The 25,320-nt window shown below is 26.8% G+C and carries 26 protein-coding genes and 1 riboswitch; of the genes, 13 read left to right on the plus strand and 13 right to left on the minus strand.

The features are described from left to right. The first annotated feature begins 63 nt into the window (after positions 1-63). The 5 genes from CCANL266_RS03420 to CCANL266_RS03440 all read left to right on the plus strand — a co-directional run bounded on the left by CCANL266_RS03420 (position 64) and on the right by CCANL266_RS03440 (position 4,771). Entirely contained in the window at positions 64-555 is a 492-nt protein-coding gene (locus CCANL266_RS03420) for a Rieske 2Fe-2S domain-containing protein (RefSeq protein WP_224315945.1), read from the plus strand. 2 nt (positions 556-557) lie between these two features. After that, positions 558-1,781, plus strand: coding sequence for a cytochrome b (locus CCANL266_RS03425; RefSeq protein WP_172231381.1), 1,224 nt, complete (start codon positions 558-560; stop codon positions 1,779-1,781). After that, a complete protein-coding gene (locus tag CCANL266_RS03430; protein ID WP_172231384.1) occupies positions 1,778-2,863 on the plus strand; it encodes a c-type cytochrome in 1,086 nt (361 codons plus the stop codon). The genes CCANL266_RS03425 and CCANL266_RS03430 overlap by 4 nt, the downstream gene beginning before the upstream one ends. A 127-nt stretch (positions 2,864-2,990) precedes the next feature. Beyond that, complete coding sequence (gene gltS / locus CCANL266_RS03435) at positions 2,991-4,262, plus strand: sodium/glutamate symporter (RefSeq protein ID WP_172231387.1); 1,272 nt, start codon at positions 2,991-2,993, stop codon at positions 4,260-4,262. A gap of 98 nt (positions 4,263-4,360) precedes the next feature. Continuing rightward, on the plus strand, positions 4,361-4,771 hold the full coding sequence (locus CCANL266_RS03440; RefSeq protein ID WP_172231390.1) for a PepSY-like domain-containing protein: 411 nt from the start codon (positions 4,361-4,363) through the stop codon (positions 4,769-4,771). 28 nt (positions 4,772-4,799) lie between these two features. On the opposite strand, the gene CCANL266_RS03445 is transcribed toward CCANL266_RS03440, so the two are convergent. The 10 genes from CCANL266_RS03445 to CCANL266_RS03490 all read right to left on the minus strand — a co-directional run bounded on the left by CCANL266_RS03445 (position 4,800) and on the right by CCANL266_RS03490 (position 13,602). Then, entirely contained in the window at positions 4,800-5,177 is a 378-nt protein-coding gene (locus CCANL266_RS03445; RefSeq protein ID WP_172231393.1) for a hypothetical protein, read from the minus strand. 128 nt (positions 5,178-5,305) lie between these two features. Further along, positions 5,306-7,012 (minus strand): proline--tRNA ligase, encoded by a 1,707-nt coding sequence (locus tag CCANL266_RS03450; protein WP_172231396.1) that lies wholly within the window; start codon positions 7,010-7,012, stop codon positions 5,306-5,308. Then, complete coding sequence (gene hemA / locus CCANL266_RS03455; RefSeq protein WP_172231399.1) at positions 6,999-8,243, minus strand: glutamyl-tRNA reductase; 1,245 nt, start codon at positions 8,241-8,243, stop codon at positions 6,999-7,001. The genes CCANL266_RS03450 and hemA overlap by 14 nt, the downstream gene beginning before the upstream one ends. After that, positions 8,243-9,130 (minus strand): polyprenyl synthetase family protein, encoded by an 888-nt coding sequence (locus CCANL266_RS03460; protein WP_172231402.1) that lies wholly within the window; start codon positions 9,128-9,130, stop codon positions 8,243-8,245. Before CCANL266_RS03460 ends, hemA begins: the two co-directional genes overlap by 1 nt. Next, positions 9,130-9,558 (minus strand): hypothetical protein, encoded by a 429-nt coding sequence (locus CCANL266_RS03465; protein WP_172231404.1) that lies wholly within the window; start codon positions 9,556-9,558, stop codon positions 9,130-9,132. The genes CCANL266_RS03460 and CCANL266_RS03465 overlap by 1 nt, the downstream gene beginning before the upstream one ends. Beyond that, a complete protein-coding gene (locus tag CCANL266_RS03470; protein ID WP_172231407.1) occupies positions 9,531-9,689 on the minus strand; it encodes a hypothetical protein in 159 nt (52 codons plus the stop codon). Before CCANL266_RS03470 ends, CCANL266_RS03465 begins: the two co-directional genes overlap by 28 nt. After that, positions 9,682-10,185, minus strand: a complete 504-nt coding sequence (locus CCANL266_RS03475; protein ID WP_172231410.1) for a thermonuclease family protein — start codon at positions 10,183-10,185, stop codon at positions 9,682-9,684. The genes CCANL266_RS03470 and CCANL266_RS03475 overlap by 8 nt, the downstream gene beginning before the upstream one ends. Beyond that, positions 10,185-11,201: a D-alanine--D-alanine ligase gene (locus CCANL266_RS03480; protein ID WP_172231413.1), complete on the minus strand. Its 1,017-nt coding sequence runs from the start codon at positions 11,199-11,201 to the stop codon at positions 10,185-10,187. The genes CCANL266_RS03475 and CCANL266_RS03480 overlap by 1 nt, the downstream gene beginning before the upstream one ends. A 9-nt stretch (positions 11,202-11,210) precedes the next feature. Then, entirely contained in the window at positions 11,211-11,765 is a 555-nt protein-coding gene (ruvA, locus tag CCANL266_RS03485) for a Holliday junction branch migration protein RuvA (RefSeq protein ID WP_172231416.1), read from the minus strand. Then, complete coding sequence (locus CCANL266_RS03490; RefSeq protein ID WP_172231419.1) at positions 11,749-13,602, minus strand: flagellar assembly protein A; 1,854 nt, start codon at positions 13,600-13,602, stop codon at positions 11,749-11,751. The genes ruvA and CCANL266_RS03490 overlap by 17 nt, the downstream gene beginning before the upstream one ends. Positions 13,603-13,680: 78 nt before the next feature. Between CCANL266_RS03490 and murJ the strand changes: the two genes are divergently transcribed. Genes murJ through rseP form a run of 8 tightly spaced genes read left to right on the plus strand, consistent with a single transcriptional unit; the run spans position 13,681 to position 22,674 of the window. Further along, a complete protein-coding gene (murJ, locus tag CCANL266_RS03495) occupies positions 13,681-15,081 on the plus strand; it encodes a murein biosynthesis integral membrane protein MurJ (RefSeq protein ID WP_172231422.1) in 1,401 nt (466 codons plus the stop codon). Further along, positions 15,068-16,405, plus strand: coding sequence for a cysteine--tRNA ligase (cysS, locus tag CCANL266_RS03500; protein WP_172231425.1), 1,338 nt, complete (start codon positions 15,068-15,070; stop codon positions 16,403-16,405). Before murJ ends, cysS begins: the two co-directional genes overlap by 14 nt. Continuing rightward, positions 16,402-18,141 carry an ABC transporter ATP-binding protein gene (locus CCANL266_RS03505; protein WP_172231428.1) on the plus strand — a complete coding sequence of 580 codons (1,740 nt, stop codon included), beginning with the start codon at positions 16,402-16,404 and terminating at the stop codon, positions 18,139-18,141. The genes cysS and CCANL266_RS03505 overlap by 4 nt, the downstream gene beginning before the upstream one ends. Further along, positions 18,138-19,370: a M16 family metallopeptidase gene (locus CCANL266_RS03510; RefSeq protein ID WP_172231431.1), complete on the plus strand. Its 1,233-nt coding sequence runs from the start codon at positions 18,138-18,140 to the stop codon at positions 19,368-19,370. Before CCANL266_RS03505 ends, CCANL266_RS03510 begins: the two co-directional genes overlap by 4 nt. After that, on the plus strand, positions 19,360-20,253 hold the full coding sequence (gene dapA / locus CCANL266_RS03515; RefSeq protein ID WP_172231434.1) for a 4-hydroxy-tetrahydrodipicolinate synthase: 894 nt from the start codon (positions 19,360-19,362) through the stop codon (positions 20,251-20,253). Before CCANL266_RS03510 ends, dapA begins: the two co-directional genes overlap by 11 nt. Next, a complete protein-coding gene (locus CCANL266_RS03520) occupies positions 20,253-21,035 on the plus strand; it encodes an enoyl-ACP reductase (protein WP_172231437.1) in 783 nt (260 codons plus the stop codon). The genes dapA and CCANL266_RS03520 overlap by 1 nt, the downstream gene beginning before the upstream one ends. Next, complete coding sequence (gene pgsA, locus CCANL266_RS03525; protein WP_172231440.1) at positions 21,035-21,583, plus strand: CDP-diacylglycerol--glycerol-3-phosphate 3-phosphatidyltransferase; 549 nt, start codon at positions 21,035-21,037, stop codon at positions 21,581-21,583. Before CCANL266_RS03520 ends, pgsA begins: the two co-directional genes overlap by 1 nt. After that, the gene (rseP, locus tag CCANL266_RS03530) at positions 21,571-22,674 is read left to right on the plus strand and encodes an RIP metalloprotease RseP (RefSeq protein WP_172231443.1); all 1,104 of its coding nucleotides are present in this window, start codon (positions 21,571-21,573) and stop codon (positions 22,672-22,674) included. The genes pgsA and rseP overlap by 13 nt, the downstream gene beginning before the upstream one ends. Here rseP and CCANL266_RS03535 read toward each other — a convergent pair whose 3' ends face one another. From CCANL266_RS03535 to CCANL266_RS03545, 3 genes are all read right to left on the minus strand, one after another. Continuing rightward, positions 22,675-23,358 (minus strand): ATP-binding cassette domain-containing protein, encoded by a 684-nt coding sequence (locus tag CCANL266_RS03535; protein ID WP_172231446.1) that lies wholly within the window; start codon positions 23,356-23,358, stop codon positions 22,675-22,677. Further along, positions 23,355-24,305: an ABC transporter substrate-binding protein gene (locus CCANL266_RS03540; RefSeq protein ID WP_172231449.1), complete on the minus strand. Its 951-nt coding sequence runs from the start codon at positions 24,303-24,305 to the stop codon at positions 23,355-23,357. The genes CCANL266_RS03535 and CCANL266_RS03540 overlap by 4 nt, the downstream gene beginning before the upstream one ends. Next, complete coding sequence (locus CCANL266_RS03545; RefSeq protein WP_172231452.1) at positions 24,293-25,030, minus strand: ABC transporter permease; 738 nt, start codon at positions 25,028-25,030, stop codon at positions 24,293-24,295. Before CCANL266_RS03545 ends, CCANL266_RS03540 begins: the two co-directional genes overlap by 13 nt. Beyond that, positions 25,019-25,129, minus strand: a riboswitch (TPP riboswitch). (Overlaps the previous gene by 12 nt.) Positions 25,130-25,320 lie beyond the last annotated feature (191 nt).

Genomic DNA, 25,320 nt, shown 5'->3' on the forward strand with positions numbered 1-25,320 from the left:
TTTTGTTATTAATTGAAATTAAATATACTAATTTTTTTGTAAATTTATTAGAAAGGATTGTTTATGTCTAGTAGAAGAAGCTTTATGGGTTTTGCCTTAGGAGCTACCGCAGCAGTTGGCGGTGTTTTTACGCTAGTGGGTATGAAAAAAACTTGGGATCCACTTCCTAGCGTAAAAGCAGCGGGCTTTACTACTGTTGATTTATCGGTGCTTAGTGAGGGCGAGTTAAGAACTGTTGAATGGAGAAAAAAACCTATTTTTATTCTTAAAAAAACAGAACAAATGGGACAAAGCCCAACTGATATAGTTGCTGATGGTAGTAGATATACGGTTGTAATTGGTCTTTGTACGCATTTAGGTTGTATTCCTGCATTTCATAAGGATGAACAAAAATTTGTTTGTGCCTGTCATGGGGGTCAGTTTGATATAAATGGTAAAAATATTTCAGGGCCACCACCAAGACCTTTAGAAATTCCTCCGTTTGCGGTTGATGGTACTAAGTTGGTTTTAGGTGAAGAAGGACCTGAATATAAGAAAATGATTGAAAAGGCGTAGTTATGGCAGAGTTTAAAAAAGCAGATGGTATAGTTGATTGGTTAGATCAGCGTCTTGCGGTTAAGAGTTTTATGAAGGTTATGATGACACAATATTGGATTCCAAAAAAGATTAACTTTTTATGGGCAATGGGTGTTATCTTACTTACTATGTTTGCAATTTTATTTATTACTGGCTTATTGCTTGTGATGTATTATAAGCCTGATGTTGCTTTAGCCTTTGATAGTGTAAATAAAACTATTATGCAAGAAGTTGAGTATGGTTGGTTGTGGCGTCATATGCACGGTGTTGCTGCATCGGTTGTATTTTTAGTAATGTATATTCATATGTTTACAGGAATTTATTATGGCTCTTATAAAAGAGGGCGTGAAATGATATGGATTAGCGGTATGCTATTATTTGTATTATTTTCTGCTGAGGCTTTTAGTGGTTATATGCTTCCTTGGGGGCAAATGAGCTATTGGGCTGCTATGGTTATTACTAATCTTTTTGGTGGAATTCCTTTTATTGGACCTGAATTAGTTGAATGGATTAGAGGTGATTATGCTGTTGGTGATGCTACATTAAATAGATTTTTTATGTTGCATGTTTGTTTATTGCCAATAGTTGTTATTGCAGTTATTGCTTTTCACTTTTATTCTTTAAGATTTCCACATGTAAATAATGAAATTTCTGAAGAATTAGACTTTGATTTAGAAGCAGAAAAATACTTAGCAGGACAGAAAAAAGAATCAAAAGTAATTGCTTTTTGGCCTGATTTTTTATGCAAAGATATTTTTTATATTTGCTTATTTATGATTTTTTATTTTTATTTAGTATGTTTTCATTACGATTTTGCTATGGACCCAATCAATTTTGACCCAGCAAACGCATTAAAAACACCACCGCATATTTATCCAGAATGGTACTTTTTATGGAGTTATGAAATTTTAAGAGGTTTTTCTTATGAAATCGGACTTGCTTGTTTTGGTATTGCACAGGTTATTTTCTTTGTGTTACCTTTCTTAGATAGGTCAGATGTAGTTGCACCTGCACACAAAAGAGGTGCTTTTATGGTATGGTTTTGGGTTTTATTGCTTGATATGATAATTCTTACTATTTATGGTAAATTACCACCTGTTGGTATAAATAATAATATTGCAACTATTGCATCTGTATTATTTTTATTATTATTAATTGTAATTTTACCTGTTATAACAATTATGGAAAGAAAGGCTAAAAAATGAGAGAATTTAAAATATTTTTAGTCCTAGTTATTTTTACTGGTATAGTTTATTGGGGTGTTGAGCCTTATGCACATTCGCAAATGAATGAGCATACAAGTGCTGTTAATTTTGATTTTAAAGCAGAAGATATTAATCAAGCTAAAGTTGAACTAGAAAAAGCAATGAATAGTGATAAAACTGGTGCTGAAAAAGAAAAAGATATTGAATTTGCAAAAATGCAATTAAAAGATTATGAACAACTTTGGGCTAATGTTGATAAAATTGCTAGCTTAAAAGCTGATGTAAGCAATGGAAAAGAAGCTTTTGAATTAAATTGTGCAAGTTGCCATAGAGCTAGTTTTGATGGTTTTAACGATGCTGATGATTCTATTTCAGCTTATGGTATAATTTATCCTGATTTAAGTACTGCTGGTGCTATTTATGATGATAAGTTTTTAATGGCTATTAGCTTAAATCCTGCTTTAGCTATGAAAAATCACAAAAAATACAACGAGCAAAATCCGCATCCTATGCTAACAGCATTTTTAGAAGAAGATGGAAGTATTAGCGAAGAAAATGCTCAAAGTGTTGCTGATATTGTTGCTTATTTAAAGAGTATAGGCAATAAAGCACTTTTAAGTGAGCAAGAAAAACTTGCTAAAGAAATAAATGCAAGTAAAATGAGCGACGAAGATAAGCAAAAAGCAATTGAGTTATCTAAACATAGATTAGTGTTTGAACACGCATGTGCTAGATGCCATGATGTAAAATATGATAAATTATTTGCAAAAATTAACGCTAATGATTTAGCTGCTTATATGGGTTCAATTCCACCAGATTTATCAATGGTAATTCGTGCAAAAGGTGAAGAGTATTTAAATAAATTCTTAAATGATACTCAAAAACAATTAGCAGGAACTGCTATGCCAAGAGTTGGTTTAAATGCACATTCTCAAGAAGAAGTAATTTCGTATTTAAGTGCAGTTGGAGATAGTAAAAAGGCTGAAAGAGAATCTCTTGGTATAAAAATTATGATTTATTTTGCTGTAATGGCTGTTTTAGCATTCTTGTGGAAAAAAGCAATCTGGAAAGATTTACATTAAAATTTTTTTAACGGAACTTTAATATAGTTCCGTTTTTACTCATTTTTATATTTTTTTTCTTTTTTTTCTTCTCATATAAATAAAAATATGCAATAATTTTTATTATATTTTACTTTAAGGATAATGTATGAAAGAAAATGTTTATGAATTATCTATTCTAACAGCAAGGATAACTAGCGATTATTCTCGTATCGAACTTAATTTTTATGGGACATTTTTATGTATGCTAATTGTTCTATTAGTGGGTAGGGTTGTTACTAGAAAAGTTAATTTTTTAAATCACTATGATATTCCTGAACCTGTTACTGGTGGTATAATTTTTGCCTTTATTTTTTTCATTTTAAACTTTTTTTATGGAATTATTTTTAGTTTTACAAATGCTATAAAAGACCCTTTGTTATTAATTTTTTACTCAACTATTGGTCTTAGTGCTGATTTTAATAGTATTAAAAAGGGTGGTAAGTTACTATATTTATTTGCAATAAGTGTTTTTGGGCTTTTATTTGTACAAAATGCTGTTGGTGTTGGTATAATGAAAATGCTTGGAGAAAATCCGCTTATTGGTCTTTTAGGCGGTTCTATTACCTTAAGTGGTGGTCATGGAACTGGAGCTGCTTGGGGTGATACTTTTGCTAAACCTCCTTATTTTTTTGAACAAGCAACTGATATTGCTATTGCATGTGCAACTTATGGCTTAATTGCTGGTGGTGTTATCGGTGGTCCTATGGCACATTACTTAATTAAAAAATTTAATTTAAAAGCAAATGATGAAAATGAAAATGAAGTAAAAAATGAAACTTTTGAATCTCCACAAAAGGTGAGATTAATTACTAGCGATAGTTTTATTACGAGTTTAATTTTAATTTCTATTAGTCTTGCCGTTGGTGTTAGCATTGAAGCAATTACCCATAATACCCCAATCGCAATGCCAACCTTTGTTTGGTGCTTATTTACAGGTATTTTTATAAGAAATACTTTTGGAAAAAAAGGGGTTTATACAGTTTTTGATAGAGAAATTGGCGTTATTGGTAATGTTGCTTTATCTTTATTTTTATCAATGGCTATTATGAGTTTAAATATTGTAGATTTAGTAAAATTAGCAGTTCCAATTACTATTTTATTAGTTATTCAAACAATAGTAATTATAATTTATGTAAGATATGTAACCTTTGTTCTTTGCGGGAAAAACTACGATTCAGCTTGTTTAGTTGCAGGGCATTGTGGTTTTGGAATGGGTGCAACGCCAACGGCTATTGCTAATCTTCAAGTAGTAACAAACCATTTTGGAATGAGCCATATCGCCTTTATTTTAGTTCCAATTATGGGTGGTTTTTTAGTAGATATTGCAAATGCCTTTACAATTAAATCCTTTCTTAGTTTATTCTTTTTATTTTTTTAATATTTTAGCCTATTTTAGGCTAAAATTTCTTTTTTGTTATCTTCTTATTATATTATTTGCTTACACTAAAAGTGTAATTTATATTCTAGGAGAAAAGAATGAAAAAGTTTATGTTGGGCTGTGTTTTGGCAGCTTCTTTATTTGCTGATACTGTTATAAGTCCTGATGCTTTACCACAAGCTGCTAAAGATTTTGTAAAAACACATTTTTCAAATGCAACAATTGCTTATGCTGAAAAAGATTGGACTTCTTTTGATGTTAAATTAAGCACAGGTGCAAAACTTGAATTTACATCAAGTGGAAAAATAAAAGAAATTGATACAAAATACAGCGAATTCCCTGATAGTATTTTACCAGATATTTTAGCTAAAGCTAAAGCTTCTCAAGCTAATGCTAAGTTAAGAAAATTAGAAAAAAATATAAACGGATATGAGTTAAAATTCACAAATGGAATGGAAGTTTATATTAACGAAAAAGGTGATGTAATAGCTACTAAATTTGATGATTAATATTGTGCTAGTTTTTAAAAAACTAGCATTAAAACAATTCTTCTTTGTGATTTACACTAAATTTTGCTTCTAAATGTTCTAGCAAATCTTGTGCATTATCAGAATCTAAAGGAAAATTTACTATACAAATTTTATTATCTCCATCAACAAATTTACTAAAATCATTTATTAAAGCATAGGCGTGTTCGTAAGGCGTACCTGATAGTAATATAACTATGCCATTTTTTGTAGCAAAGACTAAATCAGTATTTCTTAAAGCATTTTTTATACTTGCTGCACAAGAAATATTTTTTGTTTTAATAAAGGCAAGGCAAAATTCAAAACCATCATTTCTAAAATATCTTTTAATATTAGAAATAAAAAATACTAAAACATTGTTTATATCTTCCTTTGTATAAATTTTCATCTTAACCTCAAAAAATAAATTTCTAAAATTATACTTAATATTTATAAAAATTTAATATTTTATTTGCAAATATATACTTAAACTTAAAATTAAATTTACTAGTAAAATAATTTTACTAGTAAAAAGTATTATTTTTCAATAAATTCTTTAATTTTCTTAAAACATTCTTCTTTATTTTCTAAAGATATTTGTAAGCTTTCTTTGCTTTTTCTATCTTTCAGTTCTATTAAATTTTCTTGAATTTTCTTACCTATTATGATTGCACTTGGAATTCCTATTAATTCATAGTCGTTTATTTTTACCCCAAATCTTTCATTTCTATCATCAAATAAAACATTTATATTATTTTTTTTCAAATAAGCATATATTTCATTTGCTATATTCATTTGTTCTTCGTTTTTTACATCAGAAAGTATTATATAAGTATCAAAAGGACTTAAGCTTTTATCCCAGCATAAACCAAATTCATCATTTTTACATTCAGCTAGCACGGCTAATAATCTGCTTATACCAACTCCATAGCAACCCATAATAAAAGCTTGAGCCTTGCCATTTTCATCAAGATAAGTAGCGTTCATAGCTTTAGAATATTTATCACCAAGTTTAAAAATATGCCCAACTTCAATGCCTTTTACAAAATCAAGCTCGCTAGAGCAATTAGGGCATTTATCTCCTTGTTTTACTAAGCTTAAATCTTTAAATCTTTCATCTAAAAAATTAGTTATTTTTACACCAACTAGGTGATAATCTACTTCATTTGCTCCACAAATTAAATTATCTTCATTTTTTAATTCTTCATCAATAAAGAATTTTATATCTAAATTAAATGGTCCTATAAAACCAGCACATAAAGAATTATTAAGCAAATCTTCATCATTTGCATCAACTATCTCAATAGCATTAGCAGCATTTTTAGCTTTTACTTCGTTTAATTCATCGTTTCCTCTTATAAAATATACTATTAATTCTTCTTTATCTTTATAAATTGCTTTTTTAACAACAGCTTTAATTAAATTATGCTTTTCGCACTTAAAGAAATTTGCTAAATCATCTATGCTTTTAATATTCGGTGTTTTAAATTTACTTAAATTAGCTTCTATTTTGTTTTCATAGTTTATTTTTTGTCTTTTTGCAGCTTCAACATTAGCACAATATCCACATTTACATATTGCTAAATCATCTTCTCCGCTAGGTGCAATAACCATAAATTCTTTACTACCACTTCCACCAATAGCACCGCTATCAGCATCAACTATTGCATAATTTAGTTTTAAATCATCTAAGATTTTACAATAAGCATTTTGTACTTTTAAAAATTCTTCATCTAAACTCTCATAGCTTGAATGAAAACTATAAGCATCTTTCATTATAAACTCACGACCTCTAAGCAAACCAAATCTAGGTCTTGCCTCGTCTCTAAACTTGCTTTGAATTTGAAATAAATTAATAGGTAATTGTTTATAACTTGTGATTTTTCCACGAACTAGTGCCACAATTGCTTCTTCTGCTGTTGGGCTTAAGATAAAATCATTATCTTTTCTATCTTTAAATCTTAATAATTCCTTGCCAAAAACAAAGCTTCTACCACTTTCATCCCAATAAGATAATGGGCATACAAAACTAAGATTTAAATAATTTGCATCAATTTCTTGCATTCTTTTTATTACAATGTTTTTAATTTTTTCTATCATTGTATTTGCTAAAGGTAGATAATTATAAAGACCAGAACCAAGTTGCTCAATATAACCTGCACGAGACAATAAAATATGTGATGTAAGTTGAGCATCTTTTGGTGCATTTTTGCTTGTTGGAGCGTAGAATTTAGTGAATTTCATCGTTTTGCCTTTCTAAAAATAAATAATTTATGCTTTCTATATCATATAAATGTTCATCGTAGTTTTTAATTTTAATTGTAAGTTCGTGTAAATAAGCATTCATAACTTGTTTTGCAAATTTATATACTTCTTCTTCGTTTGAATTTTTAATATAACCTTTTTTAATAGCCTTTTTTAATTCATTTTCTATACATACATTTGCCTTTAAACGCATAGATTTTATTATTGGGGTTATTTTTGTTTTGCTTTGAGTGTTATAAAATTCATAAACCATATTTGCAATTATTGAATATGCAATTTTTGCTTGCTCATCTTTAAAGCTCATATTTTTTTTCACGATTTCATTTAAATCATCAACGCTAAAAACTTCAATATTATGATAAGTGCTTATATTAATATCTCTTGGAATTGCAATATCAAAGTAAAATCTTTTATAATCTTTTTGAATAATCATTTCATCATTAATAATTGCTTCGTTTGAGCTTGTAGCACTAAAAATAATTTTAAAGTCATTTAAAAAATTTTTTAAATCTTTATAATCAAGATAATTTACTTTTAATTCTTGAGCTAGATTTTTTGCATTTTGTAAGGTTCTTGAACAAATAAAAAGATTATTGCTATGATTTAACAAATGTTTTGCTGCAAGATTAATCATTTGCCCACTACCAATTAATAAAATCTTTTCATTTTTAATATCTATACATTCTTTTGCTTTATTTACTGCGACCGAGCTTACTGAAACAGGATTTTTAGAAATTTGGGTTTGATTTCTAACTAAAGCAGCACATTTAAAGGCATAGTTGATAACATTTTCAAGATTGCTAATATCGTTTTGATAATTTTTAGCTAATAAAAGAGCGTTTTTTAATTGTCCTACTATTTGTGTTTCTCCTATTACAAGGCTATCAAGAGAACTTGCAACGCTAAAAAGATGGTGTAAAAAACCACTATCTTCATAAATATCAGGTAAATTTTTAATCAAGCTTTCATCTATTTTGCAAATTAAACACAGGCATTTTATTATATAATCGTTTATTCCTATAAAATCATTTACATAGCACATAATTTCTATTCTATTGCAGGTGCTAAGTATAACACATTCATTAATTTTATTATTTGCTAAGATTAATTTTAAGCATTCGCTCGTTCTTATATCGCTATTAAATGCTAGTTTTTCTCTAATATCAATGCTAGTGTTTTTATGCGTATATGAAATGCTAAAAAAATTCATTAAAATTCCCTAAAAATCATTTTTTTAACAATATCTTGCAAATCAGGATTATCAACACATTTTAAAGCTTTTTCTCCATATTCTTGTGCGATTTTAATGCTTTTATTTATAATATCATATTTTGCAAATTGTTCTTTTATCCAACTTTGCTCTTCTTTATTTAAAGTTTGTGCAAAATATGCTCTTAATCTTTTTTTATCTTCATCTTTTAAAGCTCTATCAAGCATAATGTATGGAAGTGTAACCTTACCTTCTTTATAATCATTTAAATTTGGTTTTCCTAAAGTAGCTTCATCTTGAGTTATATCTAAAATATCATCAACTATTTGAAAAGCAATTCCAAGATTTTTGCCAAATTCTTTATAATTTAAAGCATCTTTTTTATCAACCAATAAAGCGGCTGCATAAGCACTTGCTTCAATTAATGAAGAAGTTTTTTTATAAATCATTTCATAATATTTATTTTCATCTTCATTAAAACTTTCTCCTAATTCAACATCAAGTAATTCCCCACTACTAAGCAAGGCAACTGCTAAACCTACACAAGCTGAAATCTCTTGCTTAAAAGAAGTAAGATTGTAAAAGGCGATTGAATACAAAATATCTCCTAGCATAATTGCAGTTTTATCTCCATAAATTGCATTTATACTAGGTGTATTTCTTCTAGTTAAGGCTTCATCAATAACATCATCGTGCATTAAAGAAGCTAGGTGAATGCACTCAATTACCGCACATAATTTATAAGCTTCGTCGCTTGGCTGTGCTATTTTTAAGATTAATTTAGACCTTAGTCTTTTACCTTGATTAACATTTTTTAAGTATTCAAAGATACTTTTATGTTTTAAATCTTTAACAAATTCATTCATATAAAAATCAATTTTATCCATCATTTTCCTTTTTTATTAAAATCTACTTCAAGTAAAGAGTTTTCATCATAAATTCTTGCAATTATTTTAGCCTTATTATCCTTAAAATCAGCAAATTGTAAAAAAACTTCTGCTGTATTTAGATTATAATTATTATATGATTTTGTAATTTCATCTTTTATATAATCTAATCTCCTTCTAAGACTTATTACATACTGCTTTGTAAAACCATTAAATTTTGTAAATAATATTAAATTATTTTTATCATACAAAGTCCAAGAAAAATAATAAGGTATAAATTTTTCCTTGCCGCGAATATTTATATAAAAATAATCCCACTCATCTTTTTTTAAATTAAATTCTTTTTGAGCAGAAAAATTAGGCGCACTAGCAAATAAAAAAGTATTTAAAAATAAAATAATTAAAAATTTATAATATTGTTTGGACATTCTTTGTGATAAACTCCACTCGCATCATAAAATTCATTGCAATCTTCATAATATTTTAGCCTAATACCATTTTCGCTAGCACAAGCCGTAAAAAAAATAAATATAAAAGTAAAAATTATACATTTAGGCATTTTTAAATATCCTTGAAAAAATCTTCATTATTTCTTCGCTTTCACTTCTTTTATGCTTATTTCTTTTTCTAAATTTATATGGGTTTTCAGGATTATTTTCTATCCATAAACCAACTTTTTGCCTTCTTGCATTTTGCTCTAATGCTTGATATTTTTTTGTATAATGAGTATAAGCCCAAGCACAACCACTTTTAACCATATAAGCGTTAATGTCTTCGTTATTTAAATACACAATAGCAATTTGTCTTTTGTAAGTATCAACACCTTTTTTTTCTAAACTAACAAATTTTCCTAGAATTTTTTGTTTTAAAACATTTGTACAAAATTTCCCAAAATTTTGTTTGCTTTCAGGAGCATCTATGCCATAAAATCTAATCTTTAGTTTCTTTTTTCCATCAAGAACATTTATTGTATCGCCATCGCTTACCTTAACAACCTTGTATTCTTTTGCGTAAAGACTTGTAAGTAAAATAAAAATTAAAAAAAACTGTTTCATTATTTTGCCTGAACTATTTTTTGTAAAAATGAGTAATTTTCTTTTATATTTTCATTATTTTTGATGCTATTTGCTAAAGAATTTAGCTCTTTTTCAAAATCATCAAATAAATAATTTGCATAAGAACCTGGATTAGGATTTATTTCGTTTAAAAAAATCTCATTATCTTTTATAAAAAAATCACATCTAATTAAAGCACCTTTAAAAAGCGGCATATAAATTTTACTAAAGGCGTCTTTTAATTTATTTTGTATTTCTTCGCTTAGTTTTACTTCTTGAATTTCTTTTTGTTTAAATACTAAATATTTTTGTGAAAAATCTAAATGCCCATTTTTTTTAGGCTCTTCAAATTTAGAAAAAACAATTTTTTCTCCATCAAAATAGCCAGCTAAATTAATCTCTTGTATATTTTCAAAATAAGGCTCTGCTATTATTTTATCATCATATTCTTTAGCGCTATCAAGTGCATAAGCAAATTCACTTGAATTATTTGCAATCGCAATACCTATGCTTGAACCAAGATTAGCAGGTTTTAAAATAAGTGGAAATTCTAAACCTTGGGTGCTAGTTGGATTTAGATAATATTTTAAGCTTTTAACTCCAACTTCATTTGCATATAATTTTGTTAGGTGTTTATCTATGCTAATAGAACTTGCATTAATTCTAGGGCCAATATATTTTATATTAAAAAAATCAAGCAAGGCAGCCATAGTTCCATCTTCACCTATTTTTCCATGAATTGTATTGATAATTAAATCAATATCAATTTTATTTTGTGAAAATAGACTTTTTTCATAAAAACCACCATTGCTAATATAAATTCTTTTTTGTTTTTTAAAGTCTTTTTTTGCAAAAAATTGTGCATTCATATTTTTTTTATCAATAAGATAAAAATTATGTTCAAAATCAACATAAATAAATTTTACATCTTCTAATATATTTGAAAGAGTAATAGCACTTACTATGCTAATTTCGTGTTCGTATGAATTTGCTCCAAAGATTATTGCTTTTTTCATTTTTTTCCTTTAACTTAATTTTTTTAATGCGTTTTTTACAAGTTCGCCAACATTATCTCCATTTACATCTTTTAAAGCTTTTTGTACATTATCGTTTTTAAAACCTAAGGCTAAAAGAGCTTGTGCTGCTTCATAAAGTGCATTGCTTTGAGTGCTAAATCCTAATTTTAAAACCTTGTCTTTTAATTCTAAAATAAGCCTTTGAGCTGTTTTTGCACCTATGCCAGGAGCCTTTATTATTATACTTATATTTTCATTACTAATTGCCCTGCATAGCTCCTCAACACTTAAATTTGATAATAATGCAAGAGCGGTGCTAGGACCTATGCCGTTTATTTTAATTAATTCTTCAAAAAAAATTCTTTCATTATCATCTAAAAAACCATATAATTTATTAGAATCTTCTTTGATAATTTGTGTTATAAAAAGTGCTATTTCATCATTTAAAGCAATTTTACTTGAGCTTTGTAAGCTAGTGTTTATAGCATAACCAATTCCATTATTTTTTACTATTAAATAAGTTGGGCTTTTTTTAATTACTTTACCTTCAATATAAGCTATCATCTTCACTTCCTTGATTGTTTTCTATTTTTACTATTTTTATTGACTTTTCTTCATCATCAATTGATGGGTCTTTTTCTAATTTAATACAATAAATTTTTTCATCTTTGCTGGTATTATAACTTAATTCAATTTTAGGCTGGGTTAATTTAAATCTTATTTCATTTAAATTTGCCCAAGTATTTAGGTTTATAACCCTAGCATCAAAAACCTTATCTTGTAAAATTGCAAATTCATCTAAAATATATTTTTTCTTTTCATTAGCATCGTTAAATTGCTCTTTTAAATCATTGTATTCTTGAGATATGTTTTGAAATTCTTTTAATTTATTAAAAAAAGCTGCAGGAATAGGGGTGTTGCTTTCTTGCATTTGCGCTATTCTTTGTTTAATTTGAATAATGCTTTCTTTGTTTGAATTTATTATTGCTAATTTGCTTTGAATTAGTTTTGGTAGATTTTTTAATAAATCATTATTTTCTTTTAATTTTTCTGCATTTTGAGTTAGGCTTTTTGCTATTATTGGAGATGAATTTGCTGTAATTAAAAATTTATTATTTTCTCCTATACAATTTGTAATTACAGCTAAGTCGCTGATTTCAAACATTGTGTTAGTTGTAAGAGTTTGCACATAAACTTTATTTGCAATTACTTTTCCGCCAAGACATTGATTAATTCTTACAATTTTACCTTCAACTACTCCATTTTCTAATCTTTCAATAAAAATTTCATCACCTTTGCAATAACCACGATGAGAGTTAATGCTTATTTTTTTAGCAAAAATTTTACTTTTTGAATGAGTTTGTGCGCCTATTGTTACATCTTGAGCATTAATTGTTGAATGCTGAGCTACACAACCTTTTACATTTACAATACTAGCTTCAATGCTTAAATTAGGTCCAATAGCATCTTTTAAATAATCAGCTTCAAATACATTCAATGTTACATCTTTATTAACTCCTGCTTCTATTGAGCCTGTTGTTTTAAAAGTTATTTTTTCAATATCAATACTATCTTTTATATCATAAGTATTATTACTAAAATACACATAGCCATTTGCATTAGCATAATATTTAATGCTTTTATCATTTTCCATTTGAGAAATATTTTCACTAATTTTAAAATCAGGTTCATTTTTTAAATTTGAACGCTTTGCTTTTATGCTTTCGCATTTTAGATTTTTACCATCTTTTGCTTCTATGCTTTTTACAAATTCAATAATCAAATCTCCGCCATTAACCGCACTAACAAAGCCCCTTTTTGAATAATCAATATTTTCTTGATTTTCTTTCTTTTCTTTATAATAAAGTTTTAATTCTGGGTCGTTTGAATCGATTGCATCAACTCCTAAAGCTAAAATTATATTTTTTTCTTCTATTTTTTCATCTTTAAAATCTTTTATCATTTGCATTAAAATAGCATTTGTTTTCTTTTGTCTTAAGCCTAAATAAAGCCCTGAATTTATAAATTTTTTATTTATAGCATTTTGTATATATTTTAAAGCAACATCATCTAATAAATCATAATCAAAGCAAAAAGCTTTAAAATTAGCTACAATTTTTGTCAAAGAAGAATTTGCAGCTATTTTAAAATCAACTAAGGATTGAGTTTTATTAACTATATTTATTTCATAATTTTGCACTATTTTAAAATCTTGCAAAAATAAAGCATCATCTAAAAATTCGCTAACTTCATCGCCTTCATAATGCTTACTTTTATCTTTGCTAAAAACGATATCGGTTGAATAGCTTACGATTTCATAATCTAAACTATCAGGATTTTTATCGTGCTTTTGAGCATATTTTTTTATTTCTTCTAATGGTTTAGTTGTAATTAATCTCAATTTTATTCCTAGTTGCTTATTTTCTTTTTTTATTTAAAATATTAGATTAAAAAAGAAAATACAAATTAAAGAATAATGATGAATTTAAAAATAATAAAAAAATATTTAAGTAATTTATTTGGAATACTTTTTTCAAGGATTAGTGGTTTTTTAAGGGATTTATGCTTAGCAAATTATTTAGGAGCAGGGTATTTTTCTGATTTATTTTTTGTTATGATTAGACTACCTAGCATTTTTAGAGCGCTTTTTACTGAAGGTGTTTTTAATCAATCCTTTTTACCAAATTTAGCAGCTTCGCAAAAAAAGGGTGCATTTTGCATACAAATTCTTTGTATATTTTGTACTTTTTTAGCGATTTTATGTCTTATTATTAGTGTTTTTTCAAAGTTTTTTATATCTTTGATTTTTTTTGGTTTTGATGATAATTTTATAAAAGAAGCAGCCAGTTTAAATGCTATTAATATTTGGTATTTACTACTTATTTTTATCGCTTGTTTTTTTGCTTCTTTGCTTAATTATTCTAATAGATTTTTTATAAGTAGCATTAGCGCATCTTTTTTTAATCTTGCTTGTGTTTTTGCTTTAATTTATGCTAAAGAATATGATAAGTTAGAAAAATTGTATTTTGTAAGTTATTTTATAATTTGCAGTTCTTTTGTGCAAATTATTTTATTGCTTCTTGCATTAAAATCAAATAAAATTTTAAAAGCAATGTTTTTATCTTTTAGAAAAAAATCTAAAATATCTTTAAAAAATTTTTTTAAGAATTTCTTTTCTTCTTTACTCGGTGCAAGTTCAACGCAAATTAATTCTTTAGTAGAAATCTCATTAGCAAGTACTTTAGTTAGCGCAAGTATTTCTTATATGAATTATGCAACAAGAATTTATCAACTCCCACTAGCCTTAATCGCAATTGCATTTACTCAAGTATTTTTCCCAACCCTAATAAGACTTATTAAAGCAAATGAAAAAGAGCAAATGCTAAATAGTATGAGTATGATTTTTCATTTAATGTTATTTTTATTACTTTTTGCTTGTCTTGGTGGCTTTATTTTATCAGAAGAAATAATTAAGCTTTTATTTTTTCGTGGTGCTTTTACATATTTAAATGTGCTTGAATGCGCTAAGGTGCTTAGAATTTATATTTTATGTATAGTGCCACTTGGCTTATCAAGATTATTTTTAGCTTATATTAATGCAAATTATTTACATTCTTATGCAGCAAAAATTGCTTTAATTTCTTGTGTTATTTGCATAATATCTTCTTTAACTCTTATTAAATTTTTTGGTGTTTTAGCTTTTTGTATTAGTGCTAATATTAGTGCTTGGTTTATATTTTTTGCTTATTTAAAGTGTTTTAAAATTAGTAATTTTGTTGCTATTTTAAAACTTAAATATTGTTTAATAATATTTTTAAGTGCAATTATTTTTAGCTTTGCGCTTATTTATCTTAAAGGATTTATAAATGCTTTTATTTGATAGTGTGAAAAAAGAAAAAATTGAATTTAATGAAGATACTGTAAATATTTATGTTTGCGGTCCAACAGTTTATGATGATGCGCATTTAGGACACGCAAGAAGTAGTATTAGCTTTGATTTATTAAGAAGGGTTTTATTAGCAAATAATAAAAAAGTATGCTTTGCAAAAAACTACACTGATATTGATGATAAAATACTTTTAAAAATGCAAAATGAAAACAAAAGTTTAAAAGAAATTACAGAATTTTACATAAAAAGCTATGAAGAAGATATGCAAGCTTTAAATATTTTAAAACCTGATTTTAGCCCAAAAGCTACTGATTATATTGCTAAAATGATTGAATTTATTACTTGCTTGCTAGAAAAAAATTATGCGTATACTTTAGACGATGGTATTTATCTTGATACAAGCAAGGATAGTAAATATTTATCATTAAGCAAAAAAGCTCAAGATGATACAAAAACAAGACTAGATAGTATTGTAAATAAAAAGAATGCTAGTGATTTTGTATTGTGGAAGTTTGATGAGAAATACTATAAAGCTAATTTTGGTACAGGAAGACCTGGTTGGCATACTGAATGTGTGTGTATGATTTTAGATATTTTTACAAAATTGCATATTCATTGCGGTGGTGCGGATTTGTTTTTTCCACATCATGAAAACGAGGCTTGTCAATGTAGATTAAATCAAAATACAGAACTAGCAGATATATGGCTACATAATGGTTTTGTAAATATAAACAATACGAAAATGAGTAAAAGTTTAAACAATAGCTTTTTTGTAAAAGATGCCTTAAAAGAAATTAATGCAGAAGTGCTTAGATTTTATTTGCAAAGTATTTATTACAGAGCTGATTTTAATTATAATTTTATTGATTTAAAGGCTAGTAAAAAGCGCCTTGATAAAATTTATAGAGTAAAAAAATTACTTAATTTAGATGAGATTAAAGATGATTTTAATATTAAGTCTTCTTTAAAAGATGAGCTTTTAAGCGCTTTAAATGATGATTTAAATATTTCTTTAGCTCTTGCTTGTGTTGATGAATGGATAAATAAGGTAAATTCTAATCCAAAAAATGAAGAATTTATAAATGATTTTATTGCTTTAAGTTCAATTTTAGGCATTGCAAAATTAAACCCTAAAGCATATTTTCAAGATTGCAGCAAAGAGCTTAAAGATGAAATTATTGATTTAATTAATAAAAGAACTAATGCAAAGGCAAATAAAGATTATAAACTTGCTGATGAGATAAGAGAAAAATTAAGTAAAATGGGGGTTAGTTTGCAAGATAATAAAGATGGTGTTGAGTGGGAGCTTGTATGAACGAAAATATAAATTTATGGTATGTTTTAAAAAGATTTAAGCATTATTATAAAGATTATAAATTATCTTTTTTTATTGCTATAGTTGGTATGCTTTTAGCTGGTAGTGCTACGGCTGCTAGTGCTAAGATTATTGAACCTATTTTAAATAAAATATTTTTAGAAAAAGATACTTCCTTGCTTTATATTTTACCTGCTGGTGTTATTTTGATTTATTTTTTAAAGAATTTTGGACTTTATTTGCAAACTACTAGAATGAGTTTTATTGGTATTGATATGATTAATAGATTAAGAATTTTAATAGTATCAAAAGTAGTGCATATGGATATGGAGTTTTTTTCTAAGCATTCAAGTGGAGAATTAATATCAAGGTCGCTTAATGATTTAGGCAGTGTAAAGTCTATTTTAACTGATTTTTTACCAAATATGATAAGAGAATTAATAACTACTATAGGTTTATTGGCTGTTGTCTTTTATCAAAGTTTAACCTTAGCATTTTTTGCCTTTGTTGTTTTACCTGCTGCTATTTTTCCTATTAGATATTTTGTTAAAAAATTAAGAGTTTTAGGCACAAAAAACCAGCAATCTTATGCTATTTTAACTTCAAATTTAAGTGAAATATTTTCAAATATTGAACTTATTAAATCTTTTAATTCCGAAAAATACGAAATAAATAAATTTAAAAATAATAGCGATGAGGTTAGCAAATTATCTTATAAAGCAACAAGATTTGATGCTTTAACTTCTCCGATAATGGAAACCTTTGGCTCTATTGGTGTTGCTACTGTTATTATTGTTGGTGGAAATGAGGTTATAAATGGAAATATGCTTCCAGGAAATTTCTTTTCATTTTTAACTGCTTTGTTTATGGTTTATACTCCTGTAAGAAGAATATCAAGTCTTTATTCGCAACTTCAAGTAAATCTTAGTGCTAGTGCTAGAACTTTTTATTTGCTTGATTTACAATCAAAAATTCAAAGCGGCGATAAAACAATTGATGAAGAAATAAAAAAATTAAGCTTTAGTAATGTTTGTATGTCTTATAAAGAAAATAAACTTGCTCTTGATGATATAAATATTGATTTTATTAAAGGGCAAACTACTGCAATAGTTGGTAAAAGTGGTAGCGGAAAAAGTACTTTGGTTAATTTAATTTTAAAATTTTATAATCCAAGTGCTGGAGATATTACAGTAAATAGCATTAATTACAAGGATTTAGATAATTCATCATTGATGAAAGAAATTGCAATTGTTAGTCAAAATATTTATTTATTTGCTGATAGTATTGCAAATAATATAGCTTATGCTAGTGAATTTGATGAATTAAGAGTAATTGATGCTTTAAAAATGGCAAATGCTTATGAATTTGTAAGTGCAATGAGTGAAGGAATTTACACTAAGCTTAGTGAAAAAGGAAACAATTTAAGCGGAGGGCAAAAGCAAAGACTAGCTCTAGCAAGAGCTTTTTATAAAAATCCACAAATTATTATTTTTGATGAGGCAACTTCAGCGCTTGATAATGAAAGCCAAAATTTAATCTCAAGTAGCTTAATGCAAATTAAAAAAGATAAGATTATAATCTTAATTGCACATAGATTAAATTCAATTGCAAGTGCTGATAAAATACTGGTTTTACATAATTCAAAAGTCGTTGGCTATGGCAATGAAGAGGATTTAAAAGATAATCGTTATTATTTAAAATTAAAAGAAGAATTTAAAAAAGAAAGTAAAAAATGAAATATAAAAATTTAAAATTAGAAAATGGCTTAACTATTTACGCTATTGATTTTGAAGATTCTTCAAATGTAGCAAGTGTAAATGTTTTTTACAAGGTTGGTTCTAAAGATGAATACATGCCAAAAAGCGGTATAGCTCATTTTTTAGAGCATTTATCTTTTAAAAGTACAAAAAAACATAAAGCAGGTGAATTTGATGCTATTTTAAAAAGTTTTGGTGCTAGTAATAATGCTTGTACATCTTTTGATTACACGCAATATTACGCACTTAGCAAAAGTGATAAAATTGAAAAAATCTTATCACTTTATGCTGATATGATGGATTTATTAGAGTTTAAAGAAGAAGAATTTTATTCTGAAAGAGATGTAATTTGTGAAGAAGAAAGATTAAGGGTAAAAAATGACCCCTTTGGTAAAGCGTATTTTACTCTGTACAATAATGCTTTTATAAATCATCCTTATCACTGGACGCCAATTGGTTTTAGTGATGATATTGCAAATTTAAGCATAGAAGATGTAAGGCAGTTTTATAATACTTTTTATGCTCCAAATAATGCTTATGTAGTTATTTGTGGAGATATTGATATAGATTATTGTTTAAAAATAACAAAGGAATTATTTAAAGACAAAAAAAGTAAAGAAATTCCTACAAAAAATGTAGATACTTCATATTCAAATTATTCAAAAAAAATAGAACTTGATTACAAAGAAAGTAATACAAATATACTTTTACAAGGCTATAAACTGCCTTCAATTAATAGTAAAGATGTAATTTATATGAGCGCTTTAGCTACTTTTTTAAATATGCCAAAAATGTCTAAAATTCAAAATGATTTGCTTGATAAAAAAAGAATTTTTAGCGAGATTGAGTTTTACTCAAGTTTAAATAAATTTGATAATTTATTTATTGTAATTGCTTGTAACCAAGAAGCAATTAAAGAAAAAGATACAGAGCTTTTATATAAATACTTAAAAAATATTAAGTTGAATAAAAATGATATTTTATGTATAAATAATCATTTTAATTTAAAAATTAATGAAGTTAAAAGCAATTGTTCGTCTTTTGCAAAACATTTTGGAATGTATTTGTGTTTAGATAGATTAGATATTTTTGAAGAATTTTTAAGTTCTTTTTGTTATGATTTAGCTTATTTTAATGATATTATTTCAAAATATTTTGTTGATAATAATTTAACACAAGTACTTTTAAGGAGGCAAGATGAAAAATGAAATTGTTGGTGCAATGACTGCTTTAATTACACCGTTTAAAAATGATAAAATTGATGAGCAAAGTTATGAAAAACTTATCAAAAGACAAATTGCCAATGGAATTGACGCAGTTGTTCCTGTTGGAACTACAGGAGAAAGCTCAACTTTAACTCACGATGAACATAGAAGATGTATTGAAATTGCGGTTAGTGTTTGTAAAAATACAAATACAAAGGTTTTAGCAGGTGCAGGCTCAAATGCTACTCACGAAGCAGTTTCTTTAGCGAAATTCGCACAAGAGTGCGGAGCTGATGGGATTTTAAGCATTACTCCATATTATAATAAACCTATGCAAAGTGGTTTGTTTAAACACTATGAAGCGATTTCTAATGCTATTTCAATCCCTGTTTTGCTTTATAATGTTCCTGGCAGAACTGGTTGTGAGATTGCAAGTAACACCATAATTGAGTTATTTAGAAAATGTAAAAATATTTATGGTGTAAAAGAAGCAAGTGGAAATATTGATAAATGTGTAGATTTGTTAGCAAATGAACCAAGGCTTAGATTAATTAGCGGAGAAGATAGTATAAATTATCCTATTTTAAGTAACGGTGGAAGCGGGGTAATTAGCGTTACTTCAAATCTTTTACCAAATGAAATTGCTAATTTAACACACGAAGCGTTAAAAGAAAATTATAAAAATGCGAAATCTATTAACGATAAACTTTATAATATAAATAAAATTCTTTTTTGTGAAAGCAACCCAATTCCAATTAAAGCAGCGATGTTTATTGCAGGACTTATTCCTAATCTTGAATATCGTTTGCCTTTAGAAGCGCCTAGCAAAGAGAATTTAAAAAAGATTGAAGAAGTTATGAAAAATTATGATATAAAAGGATTTTAATGCAAGAAATTAATTTTAAAGACAAGGTTTTAGTAATTAGTGGTGGAACTCGTGGTATCGGCAAGGCAATTGTTTACGAATTTGCAAAAGCTGGCTGTAATGTTGCTTTTACATATAATTCAAACGAAGAAATAGCAAATGAAATTGTAAAAGATTTAGAGCAAAATTATAATGTTAAAGCAAGATGTTATGCTTTTAATATTTTAGAGCCTGAAACTTATGCTGAATTGTTTGAAAAGATTGATGCTGATTTTGATAGGGTGGATTTTTTCATCTCTAATGCTATTATTACAGGTCGTGCAGTAGTTGGTGGTTATACTAAATTTATGAAACTTAAGCCAAGAGGTATTAATAATATTTTTACCGCTACTGTAAATGCCTTTGTTTGTGGTGCTCAACAAGCTGCAAAAAGAATGGAAAAAGTAGGCGGTGGAAGCATTATTTCAATTTCAAGCACAGGCAATTTAGTACATATTGAAAACTATGCAGGACACGGAACAGCAAAAGCAGCAGTAGAAGCTATGGCAAGATATGCGGCTACTGAATTAGGTCATTTAAATATTAGAGTAAATGTTGTAAGTGGTGGTTCAATTGATACTGATGCTCTAAAAGCATTTACAAATTATGAAGAAGTAAGAGATAAAACAAAGGCTTTAAGTCCATTAAATCGTATGGGCGAAGCTCAAGATTTAGCAGGTGCGTGTTTGTTTTTATGCTGCGATAAGGCAAGTTGGGTAACTGGTCATACCTTTATTGTTGATGGTGGAACTACATTTAAATAATGAATTTACCTAATTTTTTAGCTTTAATTAGAATTATTTTAGCTCCAATCTTATTTGTATTAGTTACTAATATAAATAAGATTAATATTGATTATAATTGGCATATTTCTTGGCTTAATTATTATGCTGCACTTATTTTTACAATAGCTAGTATTACTGATTTTTTTGATGGTTACATAGCAAGAATGTGGAATCAAAAAACACTTTTAGGAGAAATTCTTGACCCTTTAGCTGATAAAATGCTAACTTTAGCAGCCTTTTTAGGATTAATGCTTTTAGGAAGAGTTGAGGCTATTTTAGTTTATTTTATCTTAGTTCGTGAATTTTTTATAACAGGTTTAAGAGTAATGATAGTTGCAGATGGATTAAAGGTTGCTGCTAGTATGAGCGGTAAAATAAAAACAACATTCCAAATGCTTGCAATAGGCTTTTTGCTAATGGATTGGTGGGGAGCAAACTATTTGTTTTATTTATGCTTTTTCTTTACTATTTACTCTGGAATTGAATATGTTATATCTTATGCAAGGGTGTTAAAATGCTCTCGTTAGTTGCTACTTTAGTTGTTTTATCTTTATGTTTTGCTTATTGGGGTGTGCATTTTTTAGCTACTATTTTAGTTCTTTCTTTTTTGATTTTTTTTCATGAATTAGGGCATTTTTTAGCAGCAAAATACTTTAAAGTAAGAGTTTTAACTTTTAGTATTGGCTTTGGAAAAGAAATATTTTCAAAAGAATACAAAGGCACAAAGTATCAAATTAGCTCAATTTTTTTAGGTGGTTATGTAAAAATGAAAGGGCAAGATGATAGCAACCCCGCTTGTAAAAATTACGATAGTGATAGTTACAGTGTTTTACACCCATTTAAAAAAATTATTATACTTTTTGCAGGACCGTTTTTTAATTTTATACTAGCTTTTTTTTGCTATTTAATAATTGCACACTTAGGTCAAAAGCAATTAGCTGCTGTTATTGGAGCAAAAAGTGATTTTGCTAGTGAAAAATTGCTAGTAAATGACAAAATTGTAAGTATAAATTCGCAAAAAATTACTTCTTGGTTTGATATCTCGCCTTTACTTAAAGAAAATAATGAAGTAGTACTTGTAAGAGATGGTAAAGAGCTTGTTTTAAATGTAAAAGCACAGTACAAAGATGCTTATAATGAATTTGGTCAAAAAATAAAAAAATATGTTTTAGGAATTTCTCCTAGTAATGAGATTGTTGAAGTTTATTATAGAGGTTTTAACTCTTTTTCTTACGCATTTAATGAATGTATTAATGCTTCAACATTAATTTTTAAAGGTATTTACAAATTAATATCAATGCAAATCTCGCCTGATAATTTAAGCGGAGTTATAACGATGGGCGATATTACAACAAAGGCTTCTGAGCTTGGTTTGAGTACTTTGCTGTTAATAGCTGCATTGATTTCTATTAATCTTGGTATTATGAATTTATTACCAATACCTGTTTTAGATGGCGGGCATATTATTTTTAATTTTTATGAATTAATCTTTAAAAAAGAAGTTAATGAAAAGACTTTTGAATATTTAAGTTATATAGGAATGGCTTTTTTATTAAGTTTAATGCTATTTGCAACTTATAATGATGTAAAAAGGATATTTTTACCTAATTTATGGTAATTATAAAATATCCTTTTGAAATTTAAGCAAATAGCTTAATATTTCTTCTTTTTTACTGTTTTTATTTACTTTAATTTCTTTTACAATACTAGTTTTATTATTTACATTTGCCAAGATTAAAATTCTATTTGCAAGACTTAAAGCATCGTTAATATCGTGAGTGATAAAAATTGCATTTTTAATATAATGTTTTAAAATTCTATGTAAAAATATTTTATTTATACTATCTAAAGCACTAAAAGGTTCATCTAATAAATAAAGATCTGCTTGTTGTATTATTGCTCTTATTAATGCTATTTTTTGTCTTTGACCACCGCTTAATTGATATGTGTAATAATCTTTGTATTCAAGCATTTTAAATTCTTTTAATAAAAAAATAGCCTTTTTATAAGCATTTTTTTTATCTTCTTTAGCTATTAAAAGTGGTAAGGCAATATTTTCTAATACAGTTTTATGAGCAAATAACAAATCTTTTTGCTGCATATAGGCTAATTTTATATTTTCTTTATAAAAGCTAATTTCTTCTTTATTATTCATTATTTGATTTAGCAAGGTGCTTTTTCCTATACCGCTGCTTCCTATTATTGCTAGGTATTCGTTTTCTTCTAGGTTAAGATTGATATCGTTTAAAATTTGCTTATTCTTATATGAAAAATTTAAATTTTTTATTTTTAAAATACTCATTTTAAATACTCGTTTGTAAAACCTACATTTAAAGGTATTTTATTTTTTAAAATCTCTTTTTTATTTAACCAAGAATAAAATTCATTCCATCTATTTGCATCAATAAAGCCCCATTCTTCAGGTTTATCAGCAAATTGTTTTGATAGATAAATAAGAGAATTAAGTATAAATTCTTTGTTTTTTGCAAGATTTGGAGCATATTTAATCAAGATTTTTGCACTTTCTTGTGGATTTTTCATAGCAAAAATATAACCTTTTTTAATTGCTTGTAAAACCTTTTTTGCTAGTTCTTTATTTTCTTTTAACCAATCGTTATTTGCGATTATGATTGGCGAGTAATAATCAAGCTCTTTTATGTAATCTTTAAGATAAAAAAAGTTATATTCTAGCTTTAATGTTTTAGCCAATACTCCATCCCAAGCATAATAAACCCAGCAAAAATCAAAAATATTATTTTTTAATGAACTTATTGAATTTGAATCTTGGTTTGGTACAAAATTTACATCTTTTATAAGATTTTCTTTAAAAATCTCTTTTATCATTGCTTGTTCAACTGGGTCATTCCAGCTACCATATTTTTTTCCTTGCATTTTATCAATACTGTTAATGTCTTTTGTGCTTAAAATCCCACTTGTATTATGTTTAATAATTGCAGCAACAGCACTAATGTTTGCTCCTTTAGCTAATTTTGCAGCAAGGCTTTCTTGAAAATAAATTCCAAATTGAACTTTTTTGTGTATTACCATATCGCTTGTACTATCTTCAAGTGCAGATAAGATATTAAGCTTTATATTATTTTCTTTAAAATAACCCTTTTCAAGGGCTACAAATAAACCAATATGGTTTGTATTAATAGTATAATCAAGCATAAAATCTACTTCTTTTTCGTTTTTATTTGAACAAGAAAATAAGAAAAATAATGTAAATAATAAAATTATCTTTTCCATTTTATAACCTTTTTTTCTAATAGTGTTATTAAATAAATACTAAGCATTGATAGTAAAGATATTAGTATAATAACTACATACATAGCACTATAATCAAATAGCTTTTTATATTGAATTAATAGCACTCCAAGCCCTTTAAATCCTCCAAGCCATTCGGCACTTATTGCGCTTAAATAAGCATAAGAAACGCTGATTTTTAAAGCTGCAAAAAAATAAGGTAAAGAATGGGCAAAAAGATAGTGTTTTAATATTTGATATTTGCTTGCCTTTAGTGATTTTAAATAAATTATATAATCTATATCGCTATTTTTATATGCTTGTAAAAGATTAATTAAAATAGGAAAAAGTGTGCTTAAAACAATTAGCACAATTTTTGGTGCTAAACCATAACCTAAATATAAAATTAATAAAGGTGCAAGTGCGATACTGGGTGTATTTTGAGTAAAAAGTAATATAGGATAAACAATATTGTAAAGAAATTTTATTTTATACATAAAATAAGATAAAAAAACAGCAAGTATAATTGCAATTAATAAAGAAAAAAAGCTTATAAAAAAAGTGTGTTTTAAATTAGACATTAAAGTATCAAATTCATTAGTAAAACTCAAAACAATTTCAGCAAGTGATGGAAATAAAAACTGTGGAAGCATATTAAAATAACTTAGCATTTGCCAAGTAAAAATTATAAAAAGCCAAAACAATACAGCATAAATCTTATCTTTCATATCAAGTCCCTACGTTAGCATTATCTATATCAGGTATGGTCGAATTTTATTCCTCTCAGGCTTTTGCATAAAATGCTTTTGCCTCCCATTTGATAATTTTGCAGTATAAGTAAAATTAGTAAATGTTTTTCTTATAATATTAATCTTAACTAGAATGAAAAAAGTTAATAAGTGTTATTGATAATTTTTAAAATTTGTTATATAAAAATGATAATTTTTATGATAATAGCTATTTTTTCAAATAAAAATTTTATGGAAAAATCATATTTTAAACGATTTTTTTTAAAAAA

It is taken from the genome of Campylobacter canadensis, assembly GCF_013177655.1.
Classification (GTDB): Bacteria; Campylobacterota; Campylobacteria; order Campylobacterales; family Campylobacteraceae; genus Campylobacter_E; species Campylobacter_E canadensis.

Bases quoted from the DNA above. Each gene is read 5' to 3' on its own strand.
- CCANL266_RS03420 (WP_224315945.1), top strand. From the start codon at position 64: ATGTCTAGTAGAAGAAGCTTTATGGGTTTTGCCTTAGGAGCTACCGCA.
- CCANL266_RS03425 (WP_172231381.1), top strand. From the start codon at position 558: ATGGCAGAGTTTAAAAAAGCAGATGGTATAGTTGATTGGTTAGATCAG.
- CCANL266_RS03430 (WP_172231384.1), top strand. From the start codon at position 1,778: ATGAGAGAATTTAAAATATTTTTAGTCCTAGTTATTTTTACTGGTATA.
- gltS (WP_172231387.1), top strand. From the start codon at position 2,991: ATGAAAGAAAATGTTTATGAATTATCTATTCTAACAGCAAGGATAACT.
- CCANL266_RS03440 (WP_172231390.1), top strand. From the start codon at position 4,361: ATGAAAAAGTTTATGTTGGGCTGTGTTTTGGCAGCTTCTTTATTTGCT.
- CCANL266_RS03445 (WP_172231393.1), bottom strand. From the start codon at position 5,177: ATGAAAATTTATACAAAGGAAGATATAAACAATGTTTTAGTATTTTTT.
- CCANL266_RS03450 (WP_172231396.1), bottom strand. From the start codon at position 7,012: ATGAAATTCACTAAATTCTACGCTCCAACAAGCAAAAATGCACCAAAA.
- hemA (WP_172231399.1), bottom strand. From the start codon at position 8,243: ATGAATTTTTTTAGCATTTCATATACGCATAAAAACACTAGCATTGAT.
- CCANL266_RS03460 (WP_172231402.1), bottom strand. From the start codon at position 9,130: ATGGATAAAATTGATTTTTATATGAATGAATTTGTTAAAGATTTAAAA.
- CCANL266_RS03465 (WP_172231404.1), bottom strand. From the start codon at position 9,558: ATGTCCAAACAATATTATAAATTTTTAATTATTTTATTTTTAAATACT.
- CCANL266_RS03470 (WP_172231407.1), bottom strand. From the start codon at position 9,689: ATGCCTAAATGTATAATTTTTACTTTTATATTTATTTTTTTTACGGCT.
- CCANL266_RS03475 (WP_172231410.1), bottom strand. From the start codon at position 10,185: ATGAAACAGTTTTTTTTAATTTTTATTTTACTTACAAGTCTTTACGCA.
- CCANL266_RS03480 (WP_172231413.1), bottom strand. From the start codon at position 11,201: ATGAAAAAAGCAATAATCTTTGGAGCAAATTCATACGAACACGAAATT.
- ruvA (WP_172231416.1), bottom strand. From the start codon at position 11,765: ATGATAGCTTATATTGAAGGTAAAGTAATTAAAAAAAGCCCAACTTAT.
- murJ (WP_172231422.1), top strand. From the start codon at position 13,681: ATGAATTTAAAAATAATAAAAAAATATTTAAGTAATTTATTTGGAATA.
- cysS (WP_172231425.1), top strand. From the start codon at position 15,068: ATGCTTTTATTTGATAGTGTGAAAAAAGAAAAAATTGAATTTAATGAA.
- CCANL266_RS03505 (WP_172231428.1), top strand. From the start codon at position 16,402: ATGAACGAAAATATAAATTTATGGTATGTTTTAAAAAGATTTAAGCAT.
- CCANL266_RS03510 (WP_172231431.1), top strand. From the start codon at position 18,138: ATGAAATATAAAAATTTAAAATTAGAAAATGGCTTAACTATTTACGCT.
- dapA (WP_172231434.1), top strand. From the start codon at position 19,360: ATGAAAAATGAAATTGTTGGTGCAATGACTGCTTTAATTACACCGTTT.
- CCANL266_RS03520 (WP_172231437.1), top strand. From the start codon at position 20,253: ATGCAAGAAATTAATTTTAAAGACAAGGTTTTAGTAATTAGTGGTGGA.
- pgsA (WP_172231440.1), top strand. From the start codon at position 21,035: ATGAATTTACCTAATTTTTTAGCTTTAATTAGAATTATTTTAGCTCCA.
- rseP (WP_172231443.1), top strand. From the start codon at position 21,571: ATGCTCTCGTTAGTTGCTACTTTAGTTGTTTTATCTTTATGTTTTGCT.
- CCANL266_RS03535 (WP_172231446.1), bottom strand. From the start codon at position 23,358: ATGAGTATTTTAAAAATAAAAAATTTAAATTTTTCATATAAGAATAAG.
- CCANL266_RS03540 (WP_172231449.1), bottom strand. From the start codon at position 24,305: ATGGAAAAGATAATTTTATTATTTACATTATTTTTCTTATTTTCTTGT.
- CCANL266_RS03545 (WP_172231452.1), bottom strand. From the start codon at position 25,030: ATGAAAGATAAGATTTATGCTGTATTGTTTTGGCTTTTTATAATTTTT.